15 protein-coding genes are annotated in these 17,988 nt (G+C 67.6%); 9 read left to right on the top strand and 6 right to left on the bottom strand.

Annotation, left to right across the window (positions count from 1 at the left end):
- Positions 1-201 precede the first annotated feature (201 nt).
- A complete protein-coding gene (locus ACFFDA_RS13745; protein WP_404482752.1) occupies positions 202-1,500 on the top strand; it encodes an MFS transporter in 1,299 nt (432 codons plus the stop codon).
- Entirely contained in the window at positions 1,497-2,414 is a 918-nt protein-coding gene (cysK, locus tag ACFFDA_RS13740; RefSeq protein ID WP_404481014.1) for a cysteine synthase A, read from the top strand. Before ACFFDA_RS13745 ends, cysK begins: the two co-directional genes overlap by 4 nt.
- 94 nt (positions 2,415-2,508) lie before the next feature.
- On the opposite strand, the gene hisI is transcribed toward cysK, so the two are convergent.
- Together hisI and ACFFDA_RS13730 are read right to left on the bottom strand one after the other, a co-directional pair.
- The gene (gene hisI / locus ACFFDA_RS13735; protein WP_404481013.1) at positions 2,509-2,886 is read right to left on the bottom strand and encodes a phosphoribosyl-AMP cyclohydrolase; all 378 of its coding nucleotides are present in this window, start codon (positions 2,884-2,886) and stop codon (positions 2,509-2,511) included.
- 512 nt (positions 2,887-3,398) lie between these two features.
- The gene (locus ACFFDA_RS13730) at positions 3,399-4,139 is read right to left on the bottom strand and encodes a double zinc ribbon domain-containing protein (protein WP_404482751.1); all 741 of its coding nucleotides are present in this window, start codon (positions 4,137-4,139) and stop codon (positions 3,399-3,401) included.
- Between the two features lie 88 nt (positions 4,140-4,227).
- On the opposite strand from ACFFDA_RS13730, the gene ACFFDA_RS13725 reads away from it, so the two are divergent.
- Positions 4,228-4,995, top strand: a complete 768-nt coding sequence (locus ACFFDA_RS13725; RefSeq protein WP_404481012.1) for a methyltransferase domain-containing protein — start codon at positions 4,228-4,230, stop codon at positions 4,993-4,995.
- A gap of 75 nt (positions 4,996-5,070) precedes the next feature.
- Here ACFFDA_RS13725 and ppdK read toward each other — a convergent pair whose 3' ends face one another.
- From ppdK to ACFFDA_RS13710, 3 genes are all read right to left on the bottom strand, one after another.
- Positions 5,071-7,734: a pyruvate, phosphate dikinase gene (gene ppdK / locus ACFFDA_RS13720; RefSeq protein ID WP_404481011.1), complete on the bottom strand. Its 2,664-nt coding sequence runs from the start codon at positions 7,732-7,734 to the stop codon at positions 5,071-5,073.
- 61 nt (positions 7,735-7,795) lie between these two features.
- A complete protein-coding gene (gene glyS / locus ACFFDA_RS13715; protein WP_404481010.1) occupies positions 7,796-10,009 on the bottom strand; it encodes a glycine--tRNA ligase subunit beta in 2,214 nt (737 codons plus the stop codon).
- A complete protein-coding gene (locus ACFFDA_RS13710; protein ID WP_404481009.1) occupies positions 10,006-10,920 on the bottom strand; it encodes a glycine--tRNA ligase subunit alpha in 915 nt (304 codons plus the stop codon). The genes glyS and ACFFDA_RS13710 overlap by 4 nt, the downstream gene beginning before the upstream one ends.
- A 153-nt stretch (positions 10,921-11,073) precedes the next feature.
- On the opposite strand from ACFFDA_RS13710, the gene ACFFDA_RS13705 reads away from it, so the two are divergent.
- The 5 genes from ACFFDA_RS13705 (at position 11,074) to ACFFDA_RS13685 (ending at position 14,997) form a co-directional block, all read left to right on the top strand.
- Complete coding sequence (locus ACFFDA_RS13705; protein ID WP_404481008.1) at positions 11,074-11,994, top strand: TraB/GumN family protein; 921 nt, start codon at positions 11,074-11,076, stop codon at positions 11,992-11,994.
- A 6-nt stretch (positions 11,995-12,000) separates the two neighbouring features.
- A complete protein-coding gene (locus ACFFDA_RS13700; protein WP_404481007.1) occupies positions 12,001-12,849 on the top strand; it encodes a TraB/GumN family protein in 849 nt (282 codons plus the stop codon).
- 145 nt (positions 12,850-12,994) lie between these two features.
- Positions 12,995-13,603, top strand: coding sequence for a 50S ribosomal protein L25/general stress protein Ctc (locus tag ACFFDA_RS13695; RefSeq protein ID WP_404481006.1), 609 nt, complete (start codon positions 12,995-12,997; stop codon positions 13,601-13,603).
- A gap of 224 nt (positions 13,604-13,827) precedes the next feature.
- Positions 13,828-14,403, top strand: a complete 576-nt coding sequence (gene pth, locus ACFFDA_RS13690; protein ID WP_404481005.1) for an aminoacyl-tRNA hydrolase — start codon at positions 13,828-13,830, stop codon at positions 14,401-14,403.
- A 231-nt stretch (positions 14,404-14,634) separates the two neighbouring features.
- Entirely contained in the window at positions 14,635-14,997 is a 363-nt protein-coding gene (locus ACFFDA_RS13685; RefSeq protein ID WP_404481004.1) for a PEP-CTERM sorting domain-containing protein, read from the top strand.
- Positions 14,998-15,099: 102 nt separating this feature from the next.
- Here the strand turns inward: ACFFDA_RS13685 and ACFFDA_RS13680 are convergent, their stop codons facing one another.
- Positions 15,100-16,623, bottom strand: a complete 1,524-nt coding sequence (locus ACFFDA_RS13680; RefSeq protein ID WP_404481003.1) for a tetratricopeptide repeat protein — start codon at positions 16,621-16,623, stop codon at positions 15,100-15,102.
- 157 nt (positions 16,624-16,780) lie between these two features.
- On the opposite strand from ACFFDA_RS13680, the gene ychF reads away from it, so the two are divergent.
- Positions 16,781-17,881 carry a redox-regulated ATPase YchF gene (gene ychF, locus ACFFDA_RS13675; protein ID WP_404481002.1) on the top strand — a complete coding sequence of 367 codons (1,101 nt, stop codon included), beginning with the start codon at positions 16,781-16,783 and terminating at the stop codon, positions 17,879-17,881.
- The last annotated feature ends 107 nt before the right edge of the window (positions 17,882-17,988 follow it).

The following is a 17,988-nucleotide window of genomic DNA, read 5'->3' as shown; positions in this document are numbered from 1 at the left end:
CAGTCATTCAACGGTGCGACATCCGCCGCATCGACAAGCAAGGGCGGCCTTGCCGCCGACGACACCTGCGTGCCTTTGCGTTCCCCTGTTCTTCTCCACCTTCCCGCCATAGCACGCTCGCCCGACCCACGGCCCTGAATCCGATCCCGCTTGAAAAATTCAAATATGCGCGGTGTCTTGGCAACCGCGCACCACGCTGCCATGCCCCGTGGCGTGAGTCTCCCCCCTGCCCCGTCCGCACCTGAGCCCGCCTCGCCGCTGGCCATTCCCGACTACCGCCGGTTCTGGCTGGCCCGCTTCTTCGCGGTGCTGGCCACCACCGGCACGGTGGTCATCATCGGCTACCAGCTCTACGACGTCGCCCGAACCGACTACGGCATGTCGATCTCCCAGGCCGCCTTCCAGCTCGGCCTGCTCGGCTTCGCGCAGTTCGTGCCGGTATTCCTGCTGACCCCGGTGGCCGGCGTGCTGGCCGACCGGTTCGACCGCCGCAAGGTGGCCGGGATCGCCTCGCTGCTCGACATGGGCGTCGCGCTGGGCTTGGGCGTAACGACGGCGATGGAACTGCGCAGCCTGCCCGTGCTCTATGCCTTCGCGGTCCTCCACGGCACCGTTCGGGTCTTCATCAGCCCCTCGATGGCGGCGATCGCGCCGAACATCGTGCCGGCCCGCCTGATCCCGCGGGCGATCGGCTTCAACTCTATCGCCATGCAGGCGGGAACGATCGTCGGCCCGGCCGCCTACGGCTTCCTGTTCGCGGCCGACCATGCCCTGCCCTACTGGACTTCGGCCATGTTCACGCTGGGCGCCTCGATCGCGATCCAGTCGATCCGCAACCTGCCTCCCACCCGCCACGACGCGCGCAAAGCGCACCCGATCCGCCAGATCGTCGAAGGTTTCCAGTTCGTCTCGCGCGAGCGGTTCCTGCTCGGCTGCCTGACGCTCGACCTGTTCGCCGTGCTGCTGGGCGGCGCGACCGCGCTCATGCCGGTCTTCGCGCGCGATATCCTGCTCGTCGGCCCCGAAGGTCTCGGCCAGATGCGCGCGGCAACGGCGGCGGGAGCGGCGATCGTCGCCCTATGGCTGTCGTTCCGCCCGCTCAAGTCGAACGTCGGCGTCAAGATGCTCGCCTCGGTCGTCGGCTACGGCGCGATGACGGTGGCCTTCGGCCTCTCGCGCCACTTCCTGCTGTCGCTCGCCTGCCTGGCGCTGCTGGGCGCCGCCGACATGATCTCGGTGTTCATCCGCAGTTCGCTGGTTCAGTTGCGCACCCCGGATGACGTGCGCGGCCGCGTCTCGGCGATTTCCGGGCTCGCGGTGTCCGCCTCGAACGAACTGGGCGAACTGCAATCGGGCTTCGCCGCGGCGCTGCTGGGTGCGACCGGAGCGGTTGTTTTCGGCGGCAGCGCTGCCATAGTCATCACCCTTGCCTGGGCCTGGCTTTTCCCGGAAATCCGCCGGGCCCGCACGTTCGAACCACGTTGGGAGCATACCACATGAAGGCCGACAGCATCCTCGCCACGATCGGCAATACCCCGCACATCCGGCTCTCCCGCCTGTTCCCCGACCACGAGGTCTGGGTGAAGGCGGAGCGCGCAAACCCCGGCGGCTCGATCAAGGACCGCATCGGCCTCGCCATGATCGAGGCGGCCGAGGCCGACGGCAGCCTCAAGCCCGGCGGCGCGATCATCGAGCCGACTTCGGGCAACACCGGCATCGGCCTCGCCATGGCGGCGGCGGTAAAGGGCTACAAGTTGATCCTGGTCATGCCCGAGTTGATGTCGATCGAGCGGCGCCGGCTGATGCTCGCCTATGGCGCGCAGTTCGACCTCACCCCGCGCGAGAAGGGCATGAAAGGTGCGATCGAGCGCGCCAAGGAACTGATCGAGGCCACCCCGGGATCGTGGATGCCCCAGCAGTTCGACAATCCCGCCAACATCGACGTCCATGTCAGGACCACCGCACAGGAAATCCTCGCCGACTTCGCCGACGAGCCGATCGACGTGCTGGTCACGGGCGTCGGCACCGGCGGCCACCTCACCGGCTGCGCCGAAACGCTCAAGGCCGCCTGGCCCGAGCTGAAGGCCTATGCGGTGGAGCCCACGCTCTCGCCGGTGATCTCCGGCGGGCAGCCCGGCCCGCACCCCATCCAGGGCATCGGCGCCGGCTTCATCCCGGGCAACCTGCACACCCAGGCCATCGACGGCGCCATTCAGGTCGATCCCGCCGACGCCAAGGAGTGGGCCCGCCGCAGCGCCACCGTCGAGGGCATGCTGGTGGGCATCAGCTCGGGCGCGACGCTGGCCGCCATCGCGCAGAAGCTCAAGGACCTCCCCGCCGGCAGCCGCGTGCTCGGTTTCAACTACGACACCGGCGAACGCTACCTGTCGGTTCCGGACTTCCTGCCGGAATGACCCCGTTCCTCCCCGTCGCGTCGCGATGGGGAGGCGGACCGCCCCCCGGCAAAGGCCTGCCAGTGGTCGCTGCGATTCCTGCGAAACGCGAGCATCAGGGCTGGAGCCGCTCCAGCCCATCGCCTTCGAGCCGGCGATAGAAGCAACTCGGCGCGCCGGTGTGGCAGGCCGGCCCTTCCGGCCTTACCCGCAGCTCGAGCGCATCCTGATCGCAGTCGACGCGGATTTCCGCCACCCGCAGGAAGTGCCCCGAGGTCTCGCCCTTGAGCCAAAGCCGGCCCCGCGAACGCGAATGGAAATGCGCCAGCCCGGTCTCGCGCGTCTTCGCCAGCGCCTCGGCATCCATGTAGGCGACCATCAGGATTTCCCGGGTCGCGGCATCCACCGCGATCGCGATCAACAGGCCCTGCGCGTCGAAACGCGGCAGAAACGCCGTACCCAGTTCCCGCTCGGCGGCCGTCACGTCTGACATTTCGGAGATTTCCCTGATTTGGCTCGTGGTAAAGTATTGTTGCAGGATAACCACAGCACAGCGTCAAAATCCACCTTACCCGCCGAATCCTCTTTCCAAAAAGGCCGATTCGATGAATTTTGTACTTGCAGCTGGGGGGCTGCTACTGACCCACAGGTCGCTCGCAGGCAAGTGTCTGAAATGGATACGAACCTGACATAAACGCGCCACGGTTCAGGGAATGCGATCAATGAGGGATCGGGCCAGGCGAGTCCAGGGGCACAGCCGAACTGCGCAAGCAGGGTCCAACAGTTTCGTCACGAGGACGCCCGGAACCACAAGTTCCGGGCGTTTTCGTTGGTGATCCTCTTGCTGGTGGTCCCCGTGCTCGCAGCTGGAAGCCTTATCCAAGCCTTGGCCGCGATGAGGCGTTGCGGTCGTCGGAGCCCTCCTCGTCAGATAAGGGGGAAGCGCCGCTCGGCGAAACCCCGCTTGCTCGCGCTTTGCGGCCGCCGGAACCTGCCCACACCAGGCTAGGTTGCGTCCAGCGCTTCGTCGAGCACGCGGGCAAAGCAGGCGACCACCACCTTCTCGGCGCCGGCCCGTCGCAGCGCGGATACGCAGGCATTGCTGGTCGCCCCGCTGGTCAGGACGTCGTCGACCAGCACCACGCTCACGCCCTTGAGCGTGGCCGCGCGCCCGGCGCGCACCCCGATCGCACCCGACAGCACCCGCTTGCGCGCAAGCTTGCCGAGGCCACCCAGCGACGGCGTCGGCTTGCGCCGCTCCAGGGCATCGACGCAGAGCCGTGCGCCGGTGCGCCGGGCGACGTGGCGCCCCAGTTCCGCCGCCTGGTTGTAGCCGCGCTTCCACAGCCGCCAGCGGTGCAGCGGCACCGGCACCACCAGCCAGGCACCGTCGACGAACGAGAGCTTGGGTACGATCAGGCCGGCCATCATCGGCGCTAGCGCCAGCCGGTTGCCGTGCTTGAGTGCGAGGACGAGCTTGCGCGAGGTGTCGTTGTAGAGCGTACCGGCGGCGATCCCGGCATGGCGCGGCGGATCGGCCAGGCAGGGAACGCAAGTGCCCCCTTCGGGCATGGCCTCGCCGAACGGACGGCCGCAGGCCCGGCAGGACGGATCGCCGGGGATCGCCAGGGTCGACCAGCAGTCCATGCACAGTCCGGTCTGCGCGGCGATACCCGCCCCGCACAGCGGGCAACGCGGCGGGTACAGGAGATCGAAAAGCGGCAGGAGCGCCCCGCCGATGGACATGGTACGATCCGGCATGGCGCGATGCTATCGCCCCGACCGCGCGTCACAAGCGGTTGCCAGAATTTCATCGACGCGGCAGGGGAAGCGCATGGCAAGCAAGGCTCCCCCCCGCATCTTCTCCCCCCACCGCCGCATCGCCGCGCGCCGGCGCATGATGGCCCTCCAGCAAGGCCCCGACGCGGCGCGCTACCTCATCGACGACATGGTCGAGGACGTGCTCGAACGCCTGTCGTTCCTGCGCTTCGAACCGAAGACGGCGCTGGTGATCGGCGACTACTCCGGCGCTCTCGCCCCGACGCTGCGGGCCGGCTGCGTCGCCGTCACCGAGGTCGAACCGGGGTCCGGCTTCGCGGAAGAAGAGCCCTACCCGTTCGACGGCTTCGACTTCGTCGCCAGCCTCGGCACCCTCGACACCGTCAACGACCTCCCCGGCGCGCTGGTGCACATCCGCAAGGCGCTGAACGCGGGCGGCCTGATGATCGCCAGCTTCCTGTCGTCGGGCAGCCTGCCGGTGCTGCGCGAAGTCATGCTCGCAGCCGACGCGGAGCGGCCCGCCCCGCGCGTCCACCCCACCGTCGATGCGCGTTCAGGCGCGCAGCTTCTGCAACGCACCCTGTTCGCCGACCCCGTGACCGACCATCGCTCGGTCGACGTCGGTTTCCGCAGCCTCGAGCGGCTGGTGGGTGACGTGCGCGCGCAAGGGCTGTCGAACGTGCTTGCCGATCCGGGCCCGGCGCTGGGCAAGACCGCGCTGGCCCGCGCGCGCGCCGCCTTTGCGGCAGCCGGCGAGGATGGGCGCACCGTGGAACGGTTCGAGATATTGACGCTATCTGGCTGGAAACACGGAACGTCGTGAGCCCGGCTTGATCCGGGACGACGCAGGTACGGAGCCGTCGTCCCCGGCCTGGCCCGGGGACGACGGGTATTTCTCTTAGCCCAGCGCGGCCTGCGCTGCTGCCAAGCGCGCGATCGGCACGCGGTAGGGCGAGGCGCTGACGTAGTCGAGGCCCACCTTCTCGCAGAACGCGATCGAGGCCGGGTCGCCGCCGTGCTCGCCGCAGATGCCGAGCTTGATCGCGGCATAAGTGGCGCGGCCGCGTTCTGCTGCCAGTTCGACGAGCTGGCCGACACCTTCGATGTCGAGGCTGACGAACGGATCGCGCGGGTAGATGCCCTTCTCCACGTAGGGGCTGAGGAAGCGCGCGGCATCGTCGCGCGAAACGCCCAGCGTGGTCTGCGTCAGGTCGTTGGTGCCGAACGAGAAGAACTTGGCTTCTTCCGCGATCTCGCCCGCCATCAGCGCCGCGCGCGGCAGCTCGATCATGGTGCCGACGAGGTATTCGAGCGTGGTGCCCTTCTCGGCGAACACCTTGGCGGCAGCTTCGTCGACGACCTTCTTGAGGATTTCCAGCTCGCGCTTGGTGGCGACGAGCGGGATCATCACTTCGGGCACGATCGCCTCGCCCGATGCGGCTGCGACGTCGCAGGCTGCCTCGAAGATGGCGCGGGCCTGCATCTCGTAGATCTCGGGGAAGGTGATGCCGAGGCGGCAGCCACGGTGGCCGAGCATCGGGTTGAACTCGTGGAGTTCGTCCGCGCGGCGCTTGAGCGTGTCGACGCCGATGCCGATGGTGTCCGAAAGCTCGGCGAACTCGGCATCGCTGTGCGGCAGGAACTCGTGCAGCGGCGGGTCGAGCAGGCGGATGGTAACGGGCAGGCCCGCCATCACCTCGAAGATCGACTGGAAGTCCGCGCGCTGTTCCGGCAGCAGCTTGGCAAGGGCGGCGCGGCGGCCGGCCTCGTCTTCGGCGAGGATCATCTGGCGCACGGCCGAAATGCGGCCGGCATCGAAGAACATGTGCTCGGTGCGGCACAGGCCGATGCCTTCGGCGCCGAACTGGCGCGCCATGCGGCAGTCGGCCGGGGTCTCGGCATTGGTGCGCACTTTCATGCGGCGGTGCTTGTCGGCCCAGACCATCAGCGTCGCGAAGTCGCCGGCCAGCTCGGGTTCGATGGTCGGCACTTCGCCGGCCATGATCTCGCCCGTCGAACCGTCGAGGGTGATGACGTCACCCTCCTTCAGCTCGCGGTTACCGATCCGCAGGGTGCGGGTCTTCATGTCGATCGACAGGCCAGAGGCGCCCGAGACGCAAGGACGGCCCATGCCGCGCGCCACGACGGCGGCGTGGCTGGTCATGCCGCCGCGCGCGGTCAGGATGCCCTTTGCGGCGTGCATGCCGTGGATGTCCTCGGGCGAGGTCTCGACGCGCACCAGGACGACGGCGTCGCCGCGCTCGGCGCGCTTCTCGGCGGTGTCGGCATCGAGCACGATCGCACCCGAAGCCGCACCCGGCGAGGCCGGCAGGCCCTTGCCAAGCACGTCGCGCGCGGCCTTGGGGTCGAGCGTGGGGTGCAGCAACTGGTCGAGCGCCATCGGATCGATGCGCTTGATCGCGGTCGCCTCGTCGATCAGGCCTTCCTCGACCATGTCGACCGCCATCTTGAGCGCGGCCTTGGCGGTGCGCTTGCCCGACCGGGTCTGCAGCATCCACAGCTTGTTGCGCTCGACGGTGAACTCGATGTCCTGCATGTCGCGGTAGTGCTTTTCGAGCAGCTCGAACACCGCTGCCAGTTCGCCATAGGCGCCCGGCATCGCTTCTTCCATCGACAGCGGCTTGGCGCCGGCACGCTCGCGCGCGGCCTTGGTCAGGTACTGCGGGGTGCGGATGCCGGCGACGACATCCTCGCCCTGCGCGTTGACCAGCCATTCGCCGTAGTAGGCCTTCTCGCCGGTCGCAGGGTCGCGGGTGAACGCGACGCCGGTGGCCGAGGTGTCGCCCATGTTGCCGAAGACCATGGCCTGCACGTTGACGGCCGTTCCCCAGCCGCCGGGAATGTCGTTCAGACGGCGATAGACCTTGGCGCGGTCGGAATCCCACGAATCGAAAACGGCCTGGATGGCACCCCAGAGCTGTGCCTGCGGGTCCTGCGGGAACGGGTGGCCCAGTGCGCTCTCGACGATCGTCTTGTACTGCGCGACGATCTTCTTCCAGTCGGCCGCGGTCAGTTCGACGTCGTTGTCGTAGCCGTTGTCTTCCTTGGCGATCTCGAGCGCTTCCTCGAACAGGTGGTGCTCGACGCCTAGGACGACGTCGGAATACATCTGGATGAAGCGGCGATAGGAATCCCAGGCGAAGCGGTCGTCGCCCGACGTCGCGACCAGGCCTTCGACGGTTTCGTCGTTCAGGCCCAGGTTCAGGACGGTGTCCATCATGCCCGGCATCGAGACGCGCGCGCCCGAGCGGACCGAGACCAGCAGCGGGTCGGCGGCATCGCCGAAGTTCTTGCCGACGGTCTTCTCGATGTGGGTCAGCGCCTCGGCCACGTCGGCGCGCAGCTGGTCGGAGAACGCACCACCGTCGACGAGATACTTGACGCACTCCTCGGTGGTGATGGTGAAGCCCGGGGGCACCGGCAGGCCGATCCCGGCCATTTCCGCCAGGTTGGCGCCCTTGCCGCCCGTGATGACCTTGTCGCGCGAGCGGGGGTCTTCGTGCTTTACCCCACCGCCGAACGTGTAGACCTGCGTAACCATCTATCCCCTAACTTTCCTGTACAGGATTTGCGCAAGTTGAACGAACCAAGGGGGAATCCTCCTACCCCTCGATCCGCGAGAAATCTGCTACGTTGTGCACTGCAGCACGAAAACGATCAAGCAATGCAAGACGAGAATATCGTTTGTTGGCGTCCGTATCGTTGACTGTCACCTGGTCAAAGAAACCGTCGATCGGCGCGCGCAGCGAGGCAAGTGCACGCATGGCGCCGGCGAAATCCTCTCCCGCAACTGCGGAAGCGGCCTGCGGTTCCGCGGCATCAAGGGCATCGATCAGCGCCTTCTCGGCCGTCTCGGGCAAGTAGGACAGCGCCCGGCGCGGGTTCCTGGCGGCGGCGTAGACTTCCTGCATGTCGGGATCGTCGACGTTCTCCAGCGGGTCCTCGTCGCCGGTCTGCGGATGGGCCGACGGCTCGGCGACCTCGGCCTTCCAGTCCTCCTTGCGCAGGATGTTGGCAGCGCGCTTGTAGCCGGCGAGGAGATTGGTGCCGTCCTCGGTGGCGACGAAGGCCTGAAGCGCATGGACGCGAGCGAGCAGGCGGACGAGGTCGTCCTCACCGCCAAGCGCGAAGACCGCGTCGATCAGGTCGTGGCGGACGCCCGCTTCGCGTTGCTGGACCTTGAGGCGGTCGGCGAAGAAGTCTGGGATGGTCGTAAATACGGATTTTTGCGCAGCCTGATGCGCAAGGTAATCGGTCTCCGGCGTGCTTTCGGACAGCATCTGGGTCGCAAAAGTTGCCAGGCTTTTGGCAATCGCTTCCCAAAGCGATACCCTCAGACCGTTCCTGCCGAAGATTTCAAGAATGCCAAGCGCGGCACGGCGCAAAGCGAAGGGGTCGCGCGAACCGGTTGGTCGTTGATCAATCAGGAAGAACCCAACCAACGTATCCAGCTTGTCCGCCAGCGCAACCGCCACTGTCACGGACGCGGTCGGCACGTCGTCGCCCTGTCCCACCGGCTTGTAGTGGTCGCGGATGGCGTCGGCTACGGCGTCGGGCAGGCCCTCGGCGCGAGCATAGTAGCCACCCATCAGGCCTTGGAGTTCGGGGAACTCGCCGACCATCTCGGTGACGAGGTCCGCCTTGCACAGGTCTGCCGCCTGGCGGGCCAGCGCCGGGTCGCAATTCGGGACGATCCCCTCGCTCGCCAACCACTCGGCCAGCTTGGCGACGCGCTCGACCTTGTCGGCGACGGTGCCCAGCTTTTCGTGGAAGGTGATGCGGCCCAGCTTCTTCGCGTGGTCCGAAAGGGCGGTCTTCTTGTCCTGCTCCCAGAAGAAGCGGGCGTCGGAGAGGCGCGCGGCGAGGACCTTGCGGTTGCCCGCGACGATCCCCTCGCCGCCGTCGACCGCATGGATGTTGGCGGTGCACACGAAGGCGTTGGCGAGCTTGCCGTCCTGCTCGCACACGAAATACTTCTGGTTCACGCGCGCGGTGAGCTGGATCACTTCGGGCGGCACGTCGAGGAACGCCTCGTCGAAGCGGCCCAGCAGCGGCACCGGCCATTCGGTGAGGCCGGCGTTCTCGATCACCAGCCCCTCGTCCTCGACCAGCACGAGGCCGGCGGCGGCGGCGGCATTGCGGGCCTCGTCGCGGATCAGGTCCTGGCGTTCGGCGTGGTCGACGATGACGTGGCAGGCCGACAGCTTGCTCGCATAGTCGTGCGCGCCGCCGATGGTGATCTCGCCCGGCGCGTGGAAGCGGTGGCCGCGGGTGGCATAGCCCGAACGGATGCCCCCGACTTCGCACTCGACGAGGTCCTCGCCCAGGATCGCGACGATGCCCGACAGCGGGCGCACCCAGCGCAGCGATTCGGTGCTGATCGAGGCGGCGCCCCAGCGCTGCGACTTGGGCCAGGGGAATGCGCGCACGATCGCCGGGATCGCTTCGGCCAGCACGTCCCGCACGGAGCGGCCGGGCTTTTCGACGACGGCGAAGTAGGTGTCCTTGCCCTTGACGTCGCGGACTTCGAGCTGGTCCTTCGTCAGGCCCGTCTTGCGCAGGAAACCTTCGAGCGCCTGCTCCGGCGCGCTGGTGGCGGGGCCCTTGGTCTCTTCGCTGACGGCCTCGGTGGTCTCGGGCAGCGCCTTCGCGATCAGCGCGAGGCGGCGCGGGGTCGACCACACCGTGACCTCGCCCAGCGTGACGCCGGCCGCGCCCATTTCCTTGCGGAACAGCTTTTCCAGATCGGCGCGCGCACCGGCCTGCATCCGGGCCGGGATTTCCTCGCAGCGCAGTTCGAGAAGGAAGTCGGTCATACGCTCCACCCCGGGAACTTGGCTTCCCAGCGCTCCTTGTTGATGTCGATCCAGGCCTGGCACGATCCCTTGGCGAGGTCGCGCACGCGGGCCATGTAGCTGGCGCGCTCCTGAACCGAGATCACGCCGCGTGCCTGCAGCAGGTTGAACAGGTGGCTGGCCTCGATCGCCTGGTCGTAGGCGGCGAGCGGGACTTGCGCCTCGATGCAGCGCACGCATTCGGCCTCCGCGGCCTTGAAGCCGGCGAACAGCGAGTCCGTGTCGGCGATCTCGAAGTTGTACTTCGATTGCTGCTGTTCGTTGGCGAGGAACACGTCGCCGTAGCTGACGCCTTCGTTGTTGAACCGGAGGTCGTAGACCCAATCGACGTTCTGGATGTACATCGCCAGGCGCTCGAGGCCGTAGGTCAGCTCGCCCGCGACCGGCTTGCAGTCGAACCCGCCCATTTGCTGGAAGTAAGTGAACTGCGTCACTTCCATCCCGTCGCACCACACTTCCCAGCCCAGGCCCCAGGCCCCCAGCGTGGGGCTCTCCCAGTCGTCCTCGACGAAGCGGATGTCATGCGCCAAGGGATCGACGCCGATCGCCGCGAGGCTCTGGAGGTACAGCTCCTGGAGGTTCTCGGGGTTCGGCTTGAGGATCACCTGGTACTGGTAGTAATGCTGCAGCCGGTTCGGGTTCTTGCCGTAGCGGCCGTCGGTCGGGCGGCGCGAAGGCTGCACGTAGGCAGCCTTCCACGGTTCCGGACCGAGCGCTCGCAGGGTGGTGGCCGGGTGGAACGTGCCCGCGCCCATGCGCATGTCGTAGGGCTGCAGGATCAGGCACCCTTGCGCGCTCCAGAAATTGTGGAGCGTCAGGATCATGTCCTGGAAGCTGAGCGGCTGATCGGCAGCCTGTGGCGCGGCGGTCATCGTTTTTCCGTGAATGTCTTGGCTGGCCGGCCTTTGGCGGATCGGGCCTGCCAAATCAACCGCGCAAAGCGGTGGGACGGGCTCGCCGCCGACATATCGTTTCGCAGCCCGGCCCGATTGCGCAATCCGGCGATCTGGCCCACAGGTCGCGTCATGAGTTGCCTCCCGATCTGGCTGCGCGCCGCAGCCTGCGCTTTCGCCATCCTCCCGACCATTCCCGCACTGGCCGACGCACCCGCGCCGGTCGCGGCGGCGGCGCCCGTTTCCCCTCCCGCCGCGAAGCCCGCGCTGTGGAAGGTCGCGGACGCGGATACGACGATCTGGCTGTTCGGCACGATCCACGTCCTGCCCGAGGAGGTCGACTGGCACACCGGCCCGGTCGCCGCCGCCTTCGACGCGGCGCAGGAACTGGTGACCGAAATTCCGATGGACGACGTCGCGCAGTCGCAGGAGGTCATCACCCGCAAAAGCCTGCGCGAGGACGGCAGGACCCTGCGCGCCGCGCTTTCCGAGCCGCAGCGCAAGGCCTACGAGCAGGCGATGGCGGCGATCGGTCTGCCGCCCGAGGCTTTCGACCGTAACGACACCTGGCTAGCCGCGCTGATGCTCACGCTGATCCCGCTCAAGGCGGCGGGCTACAACACCGAGAGCGGCATCGACGGGCAGGTCGCCGCACGGGCCCGGACACGCCACCTCGTCAACCACGCCTTCGAGACGGCCGAATACCAGATCGACCTGTTCGACACGCTGCCCGAAGCGACCCAGCGCGCCTATCTCGGCGAAGTGATCGAGGCGCTGCCGACCGTCAAGGCGGACATCGACGCCATGGTCGCGGCCTGGAAGGCGGGCGACGCGGACCACCTCGCCCAGCTTCTCAACGAGGACGAGAGCGACCCGCAGATGCGCAAGGTCCTCATCACCGATCGCAACGTCGCCTGGGCGAAGTGGCTCGAGGCGCGGCTCGACCGGCCCGGCACCGTGTTCGTCGCGGTGGGTGCGGGGCACCTGGCCGGCGCGGGGAGCGTGCAGGAGCAACTCGCCGCCGCCGGCGTCGCCTCGACCCGGGTGCAGTAAGCCGCGATGCGCCGTTTCGGATATCTTCTGCCGCTGGCCCTGTTCGCCTGCTCGCCCGCGCCGCGTCAGGCCCATCCGGCGCTCTGGCGCATCGAGGACGGGCACGGCCACGAAGGCTGGCTGTTCGGAACGATCCATTCCTCCGACCGCCCGCTCGAATGGCGCACCCCGGCAGTGGACGGCGCGCTGAAGCAGTCGGGCGCGATTCTCGTCGAAGTAGGCAACCTCGCCGACGAGGCGGACGTCGCTGCGACGTTCGCCCGACTAGCACGCAGCGAGGGAGAGCCGCCGCTGTCGCGTCGCGTCGCGGCGAAAGACCGCCCCGCCCTCGCCGCGCTGCTGGAGAAGAGCGGCCATGCCGACGGCGACTTCGCCGCGATGGACACCTGGGCCGCCGCGCTCACGCTGGCGCGCGCCGGCTCAGAAGATGCCGACGCGCGCAACGGCGTCGACCGGGCGGTGATCGCCTCGGCAGGCCGGCGCCCGGTAGTCGAACTGGAAGGCGCCGCGGCGCAACTCGGCCTGTTCGACGCCCTGCCCGAAAGCGAGCAGCGCGATCTCCTGGCCGCCGTCGTCGCCGAAGCCGCCGCGCCCGACCGCGACCTCGCCGGAAGCTGGCGCACCGGCGACATGAAGGCGATCGAGCAGGAGACCCGCTCGGGCTTGCTCGCCGATCCCGAGCTGCGCGAAGTCCTGTTCACCGGCCGCAACCGGCGCTGGAGCGGGCGCATCGCACAGGCACTGGAGGCGGGGCAGAAGCCGTTCGTCGCGGTCGGCGCCGCGCACATGGCCGGGCCGCAGGGGTTGCCGGCGATGCTGACCGCGCAGGGGCTGACCGTCACCCGGGTGGAATGACCGCTCGCCGCTTGCATTTCGACCCTCTTGCCGCTAAGGGCCGCGCCTTCCCGTCGTGGTCATCCCTGGAGGCGTGACGGGCGGTGCGTGGCCGATGAGCGGCAGCGCATCGAAATTCAATCCAGTTTTTCGAAAGGCACGTTCCATGAGCGATACGCTTAACCTGCCGGCCGAGACGCGTGAACGGGCTGGCAAGGGAGCCTCCCGTGAACTGCGTCGTAATGGTCGCGTCCCCGCTGTGATCTACGGCGGCAAGGAAGAACCCCTTGCCATCCACCTCGAGCTGAAGGAACTGGCCCGCCAGCTCGGCACCGGCCACTTCTTCAACTCGATCGTCGAAGTCGAAGTCGGTGGCAAGACCTACCGTACGCAGCCCAAGGACGTGGCGTTCCACCCCGTCTCCGACCGTCCGCTCCACGTCGACTTCCTGCGCGTCGTCAAGGGCGCGACCGTGCACGTCAACGTGCCCGTCGTGTTCGAGAACGAGGAAGCCTCGCCGGGCCTGAAGCGCGGCGGCGTGCTCAACATCGTTCGCCACGAACTCGAACTGGTCTGCGACGCCGAGAAGATCCCGCACGAGATCGCCATCGACGTGACCGGCTTCGACCTGGGCGAGTCGATCCACTTCAGCCACGTCAAGCTGCCCAAGGGTGTCGAGAGCGCAATTTCGGATCGTGACTTCACGATCGCGACGATCGCTGCTCCCTCGGCCCTGCGCAGCGCCGGCGGCGAAGAGGCTGCCGAAGCCGAATAAGGCCTCGACGGTTACGAAAAGGCCCTTCCCGCCCCGGCGATCCGGTGCGCGGGAAGGGCTTTTTCTTTTTCGTCCCCTTCTCTTCAGACGAGGGGGCTGGGGGTGGTGGCTCGCCGCATGCGCGCAGCGTCCGGCGAGCCACCACCCCGCTGCGACTAGGCAGCAAGCTGCCAAGTCTCGCTCCCCTCCTCTGAAGAGGAAGAGGGAGAAGAGGAACAGATCAAATGCCCACGCAGCTCTGGGTCGGCCTGGGCAATCCCGGCCCGCAATACCTTTTCAACCGGCACAACGTCGGCTTCATGGTCGCGGATGCGATTGCCGACATCCATCGCTTCGGGCCGGTGCAGAAGAAGTTCCAGGGCTGGCTCCAGGAAGGCCGCATCGGCACAGACAAGGTGCTGCTGCTCAAGCCCGCGACGTTCATGAACGAAAGCGGCCGCGCCGTCGGCGAGGCGATGCGGTTCTACAAGCTCGACCTCTCGGCCCTCACCGTCTTCCACGACGAACTCGACCTCGCCCCCTTCAAGGTCAAGGTGAAGCAGGGCGGAGGCCATGCCGGGCACAACGGGCTGCGCTCGATCGACCAGCACCTCGGCGCCGAATTCCGCCGCGTGCGCCTGGGCATCGGCCATCCCGGCCACAAGGACCGCGTCAGCGGGTACGTGCTGGGCAACTATGCCAAGGCCGAAATGGACCCGCTCGCTGACATGCTGGGCGCCGTGGCCGCCGAAGCGGATCGCCTTGCCAGCGGCGACGACACCCGCTTCATGAACGACGTGGCGTTGCGCCAGCAGGGGTGAGAACCTGCCCGGAAAAATGCCGGAATGGTATTTTCGGCGCGGCACCGGCGCGCTAATCCTGCGATGGCCGGATTTCCAAACGATCTCCGAACGTACCGGCCCGATGTCGAGTTAGTTTACAAACTCCCGCACTATAAACTCGGTTGACCAGAAAAACTCCCTGAAATCCTCGTCTGGCATGGCGATTGCTTATACATCGTCAACCAACACGGGTAACAGGGGAATACTACGATGATCCGCAAGACTCTGCTCGCACTGACGCTCGCGACGACGGCCACCATCGCGGTGAGCGCGCCTGCACAGGCCGGCAGCCACAAGCACTACTGCAACTGCGGCCACTCGTCCGGTTCGAAGCAGTGCGGCGGCACCACCACGACCAGCACCAGCACTTCTGGCGGCACGACCACGACCTCGGGTGGCACGACCTCGGGTGGCACCACCACGTCGACCTCGGGTGGGACCACCACCTCGGGCGGCACGACGACCAGCACCTCTTCCGGCGGCACCGCCGTTCCCGAGCCCGGCATGCTCGGCATGCTCGGCCTCGGCCTCATCGGCCTGGCCTATGCCCGTCGCCGCAAGGCCCACGCCTGATCGCTTCCGCGCTGGCGGCTTGCCTGCCAAGGCACGCAAGCTGCGCAGCATCGACCGGCTATGCAGTCCCCGCGACAGCCGGTCGCAAGGCCGCTGCCGGCATCAGCCGACGGCGGCCTTAGCTTTCCTGAGCGCGCGTGCTATGGCGCGGTTGCGGGGATCGACCGTTGCCGCCGCCTCCAGCAGCCGCCGCGCCTCGGCCAGGTCCCGCCCCGCGTCGAGGCGCGCGAGGCCTGCCATGTAGAGATAGTCGGCATTGTCGCGATCGAGTGCGACCGCGCGATCGGCCAAGGCAATCGCGGTGGCCGCGTCGCCGAGCTGGCTTTTCGCCAGGGCCAGGCGCTTGAGCACTTCGGGGTCCTGGCCCCGACCCAGCAGTTCCTGATAGACCGCCGAAGCCGCTTTCCAGTCCTGACCGGCCAGCGCCGCCTCGCCGCGATCGACCAGCGCCATCGTCGCCTTGATCCTTGCCGGGTCGAGCCGCGCCTGCAGGTCCAGTGCCTCGGGGGCACCGAGCGCCCGCGCCGCCTGTGCCGCGCGCTCCAGCACTTCGGGCCGGGCGAGCGTGCCGGCGGCCAGTGGTGCCAGCGTCGCCCATGCCCCTTGCGCGTCGCCCGTAGCGAGTTGCGCCTCGCCCAGCATCATGCGGGAATAGGGGTTGCCCGGCAGCACCAGCACGGCGCGGCGGAAGATGACCCGGGCCTGCTCGGGATGGTTCAGGCGCAGCAGCGCCTCTCCATAGGTCATGCTGAGCGCGGAACCCGGCTCCAGGCTCGATTCGCGCCCCTGTAGGGCCAGCCTGATCTTTTCCCATTCGCCCTTCTCGGACAGGAACTGGAAGCGCAGCTCGTCGACTTCGGGGTCGTCGGGGGCGATCCGGCCGGCCCGTTCGACCAGTTCGGCCGCTTCGTCGACCTTGCCGGCCGCATCGTACTGGTTGGCGAGGGCGAGCATCGGCGCCACACGGTCGGGGAATGCATCCACCGCCTTGCGGTAGGCGGCCGTGGCGGCATCCTCGCGCCCTTGCGCGTCGGCAAGGTCGCCCGCCATCACCAAGGCTTCGTAAGACCGGGGAGCGAGGGCCTGCAGCCGCGCAAGTACGAAAGCGGCGCGCACGAGGTCGCCGTCCTGCAGCAGGTAACGCCCGTAAGAGGCGGCGATGCGAATCTCCCCTCCGGTCGCCATGCCCTGCTCGAACGCTGCCCGCGCGGCCTCGTCGTCTCCCAGCGCCAACTGACATTCGGCCCGCAGGCGCCAGCCATCGGGCGAGGTGTCGTCGCCCAGCAACGCCAACGCCGCTTTCGGGTCCTGCCGCAGCAGCGCAACTTCCGCCTTCATCCGCGCGATCCCGGCCCCCTTCCCGCCGGCCCGCTCGAGCCGCTCCAGCGCTCCTTCGGCGGCATCCGGATCGCCCAGCCGCAAGTGCGTCTCGGCCAGCAGCGCCAGCATTTCCCGATCCTCGGGCCGGTCCTTGAGCGCAGATGCCAGGTCCAGCCGGGCCTGCTGGTAGTTCTCGGCAGCGAATGCCTCGCGCGCGCTGGCCAGCAATTGCTCCGGGCTCTTCCCGCAGCCGGCCAGCGCAAGGAGGGCCGCAAGCGGCAGGGCGAGGCGGATCGAGGGGTTCATATCCGTCAGCCTACCGAGCAAGGCCTGAAATTTCCGTCAACCTCTCCCATCTTTGCCCACGAACTGGGCCGACGAACTGGTCAAGTCCCGGCAGTGCCGCTATGGGCGCGGCCACGAAGGTCGTTTTCGGCCGCATCTTTTGTTTTCGGAGTGTTCGATGGGTTTTCGTTGCGGGATCGTGGGCCTTCCCAATGTCGGCAAGTCGACCTTGTTCAATGCGCTGACCGAGACGCAGGCGGCGCAGGCGGCGAACTATCCGTTCTGCACCATCGAGCCTAACGTCGGCCAGGTCGGCGTGCCCGACCCGCGCCTCGACAAGCTGGCCGCGATCGCCGGCTCGGCCAAGATCATCCCGACGCAGCTTTCGTTCGTCGACATCGCCGGCCTGGTGCGCGGCGCCTCGAAGGGTGAAGGCCTGGGGAACCAGTTCCTCGGCAACATCCGCGAGGTCGACGCGGTGATCCACGTCCTGCGCTGCTTCGAGAACGACGACATTCAGCACGTCGACAACAAGATCGACCCGATCGCCGATGCCGAGACGGTCGAGACCGAACTGCTGCTCTCCGACCTCGAAAGCCTCGAAAAGCGCGTTCCCGCCGCCCAGAAGAAGGCGACGCAGGGCGACAAGGAAGCCAAGATCATCGCCTCCGTGCTCGGCCAAGCGCTCGAACTGCTGCGCGAGGGCAAGCCCGCCCGCCTCACCAGGCCCAAGGACGAGGACGAGGAGCGCGTCTTCGCACAGGCGCAGCTGCTGACCGCCAAGCCGGTACTCTACGTCTGCAACGTCGAGGAGGAAGCGGCGTCGGAAGGCAATGCCTTCTCCCAGCGCGTCTTCGAGAAGGCCGCCGCCGAAGGCGCCAGTGCCGTCATCGTCTCCGCCGCGATCGAGGCGGAGCTTACCGGCATGGAGATGGAAGACCGTCTCGTCTTCCTCGAGGAGATGGGGCTTCACGAAGCCGGCCTCGCCCGCATCATCCGCGCCGGCTATGCATTGCTCGAATTGCTGACCTTCTTCACCGTCGGCCCCAAGGAAGCGCGCGCCTGGACCGTCCACAAGGGCGCCAAGGCCCCCGACGCCGCCGGCACCATCCACTCCGACATGCAGCGCGGCTTCATCCGCGCCGAGACTATCGCCTACGACGACTTCGTGTCGCTGAACGGCGAGGCCGGTGCCAAGGAAGCGGGCAAGCTGCGCCAGGAAGGCAAGGAATACGTCGTGCACGACGGCGACGTGATGCACTTCAAGTTCAACGTGTGAGCTTTGCAGCGTCCCGGACCTGATCCGGGGCCGCGAGGTACTGCCGAAGCGATAGCTCGCCATGAGGCACTGCGAAGTTACGTCTGTACGCGAACCAGACCGCATCT

Source organism: Novosphingobium sp. BL-52-GroH (assembly GCF_044813085.1).
Lineage (GTDB): Bacteria > Pseudomonadota > Alphaproteobacteria > Sphingomonadales > Sphingomonadaceae > Novosphingobium.
This window is presented reverse-complemented; position numbering and strand designations above follow the sequence as displayed.

Excerpts from the sequence above, each read along its gene's own strand:
- ACFFDA_RS13700 (WP_404481007.1), top strand. The coding sequence starts at position 12,001 with ATGCGCCGTTTCGGATATCTTCTGCCGCTGGCCCTGTTCGCCTGCTCG.
- ACFFDA_RS13710 (WP_404481009.1), bottom strand. The coding sequence starts at position 10,920 with ATGACCGCCGCGCCACAGGCTGCCGATCAGCCGCTCAGCTTCCAGGAC.
- ACFFDA_RS13695 (WP_404481006.1), top strand. The coding sequence starts at position 12,995 with ATGAGCGATACGCTTAACCTGCCGGCCGAGACGCGTGAACGGGCTGGC.
- ACFFDA_RS13680 (WP_404481003.1), bottom strand. The coding sequence starts at position 16,623 with ATGAACCCCTCGATCCGCCTCGCCCTGCCGCTTGCGGCCCTCCTTGCG.
- ACFFDA_RS13685 (WP_404481004.1), top strand. The coding sequence starts at position 14,635 with ATGATCCGCAAGACTCTGCTCGCACTGACGCTCGCGACGACGGCCACC.
- ppdK (WP_404481011.1), bottom strand. The coding sequence starts at position 7,734 with ATGGTTACGCAGGTCTACACGTTCGGCGGTGGGGTAAAGCACGAAGAC.
- ACFFDA_RS13745 (WP_404482752.1), top strand. The coding sequence starts at position 202 with ATGCCCCGTGGCGTGAGTCTCCCCCCTGCCCCGTCCGCACCTGAGCCC.
- ACFFDA_RS13730 (WP_404482751.1), bottom strand. The coding sequence starts at position 4,139 with ATGTCCATCGGCGGGGCGCTCCTGCCGCTTTTCGATCTCCTGTACCCG.
- ychF (WP_404481002.1), top strand. The coding sequence starts at position 16,781 with ATGGGTTTTCGTTGCGGGATCGTGGGCCTTCCCAATGTCGGCAAGTCG.
- pth (WP_404481005.1), top strand. The coding sequence starts at position 13,828 with ATGCCCACGCAGCTCTGGGTCGGCCTGGGCAATCCCGGCCCGCAATAC.
- hisI (WP_404481013.1), bottom strand. The coding sequence starts at position 2,886 with ATGTCAGACGTGACGGCCGCCGAGCGGGAACTGGGTACGGCGTTTCTG.
- ACFFDA_RS13725 (WP_404481012.1), top strand. The coding sequence starts at position 4,228 with ATGGCAAGCAAGGCTCCCCCCCGCATCTTCTCCCCCCACCGCCGCATC.
- glyS (WP_404481010.1), bottom strand. The coding sequence starts at position 10,009 with ATGACCGACTTCCTTCTCGAACTGCGCTGCGAGGAAATCCCGGCCCGG.
- cysK (WP_404481014.1), top strand. The coding sequence starts at position 1,497 with ATGAAGGCCGACAGCATCCTCGCCACGATCGGCAATACCCCGCACATC.
- ACFFDA_RS13705 (WP_404481008.1), top strand. The coding sequence starts at position 11,074 with ATGAGTTGCCTCCCGATCTGGCTGCGCGCCGCAGCCTGCGCTTTCGCC.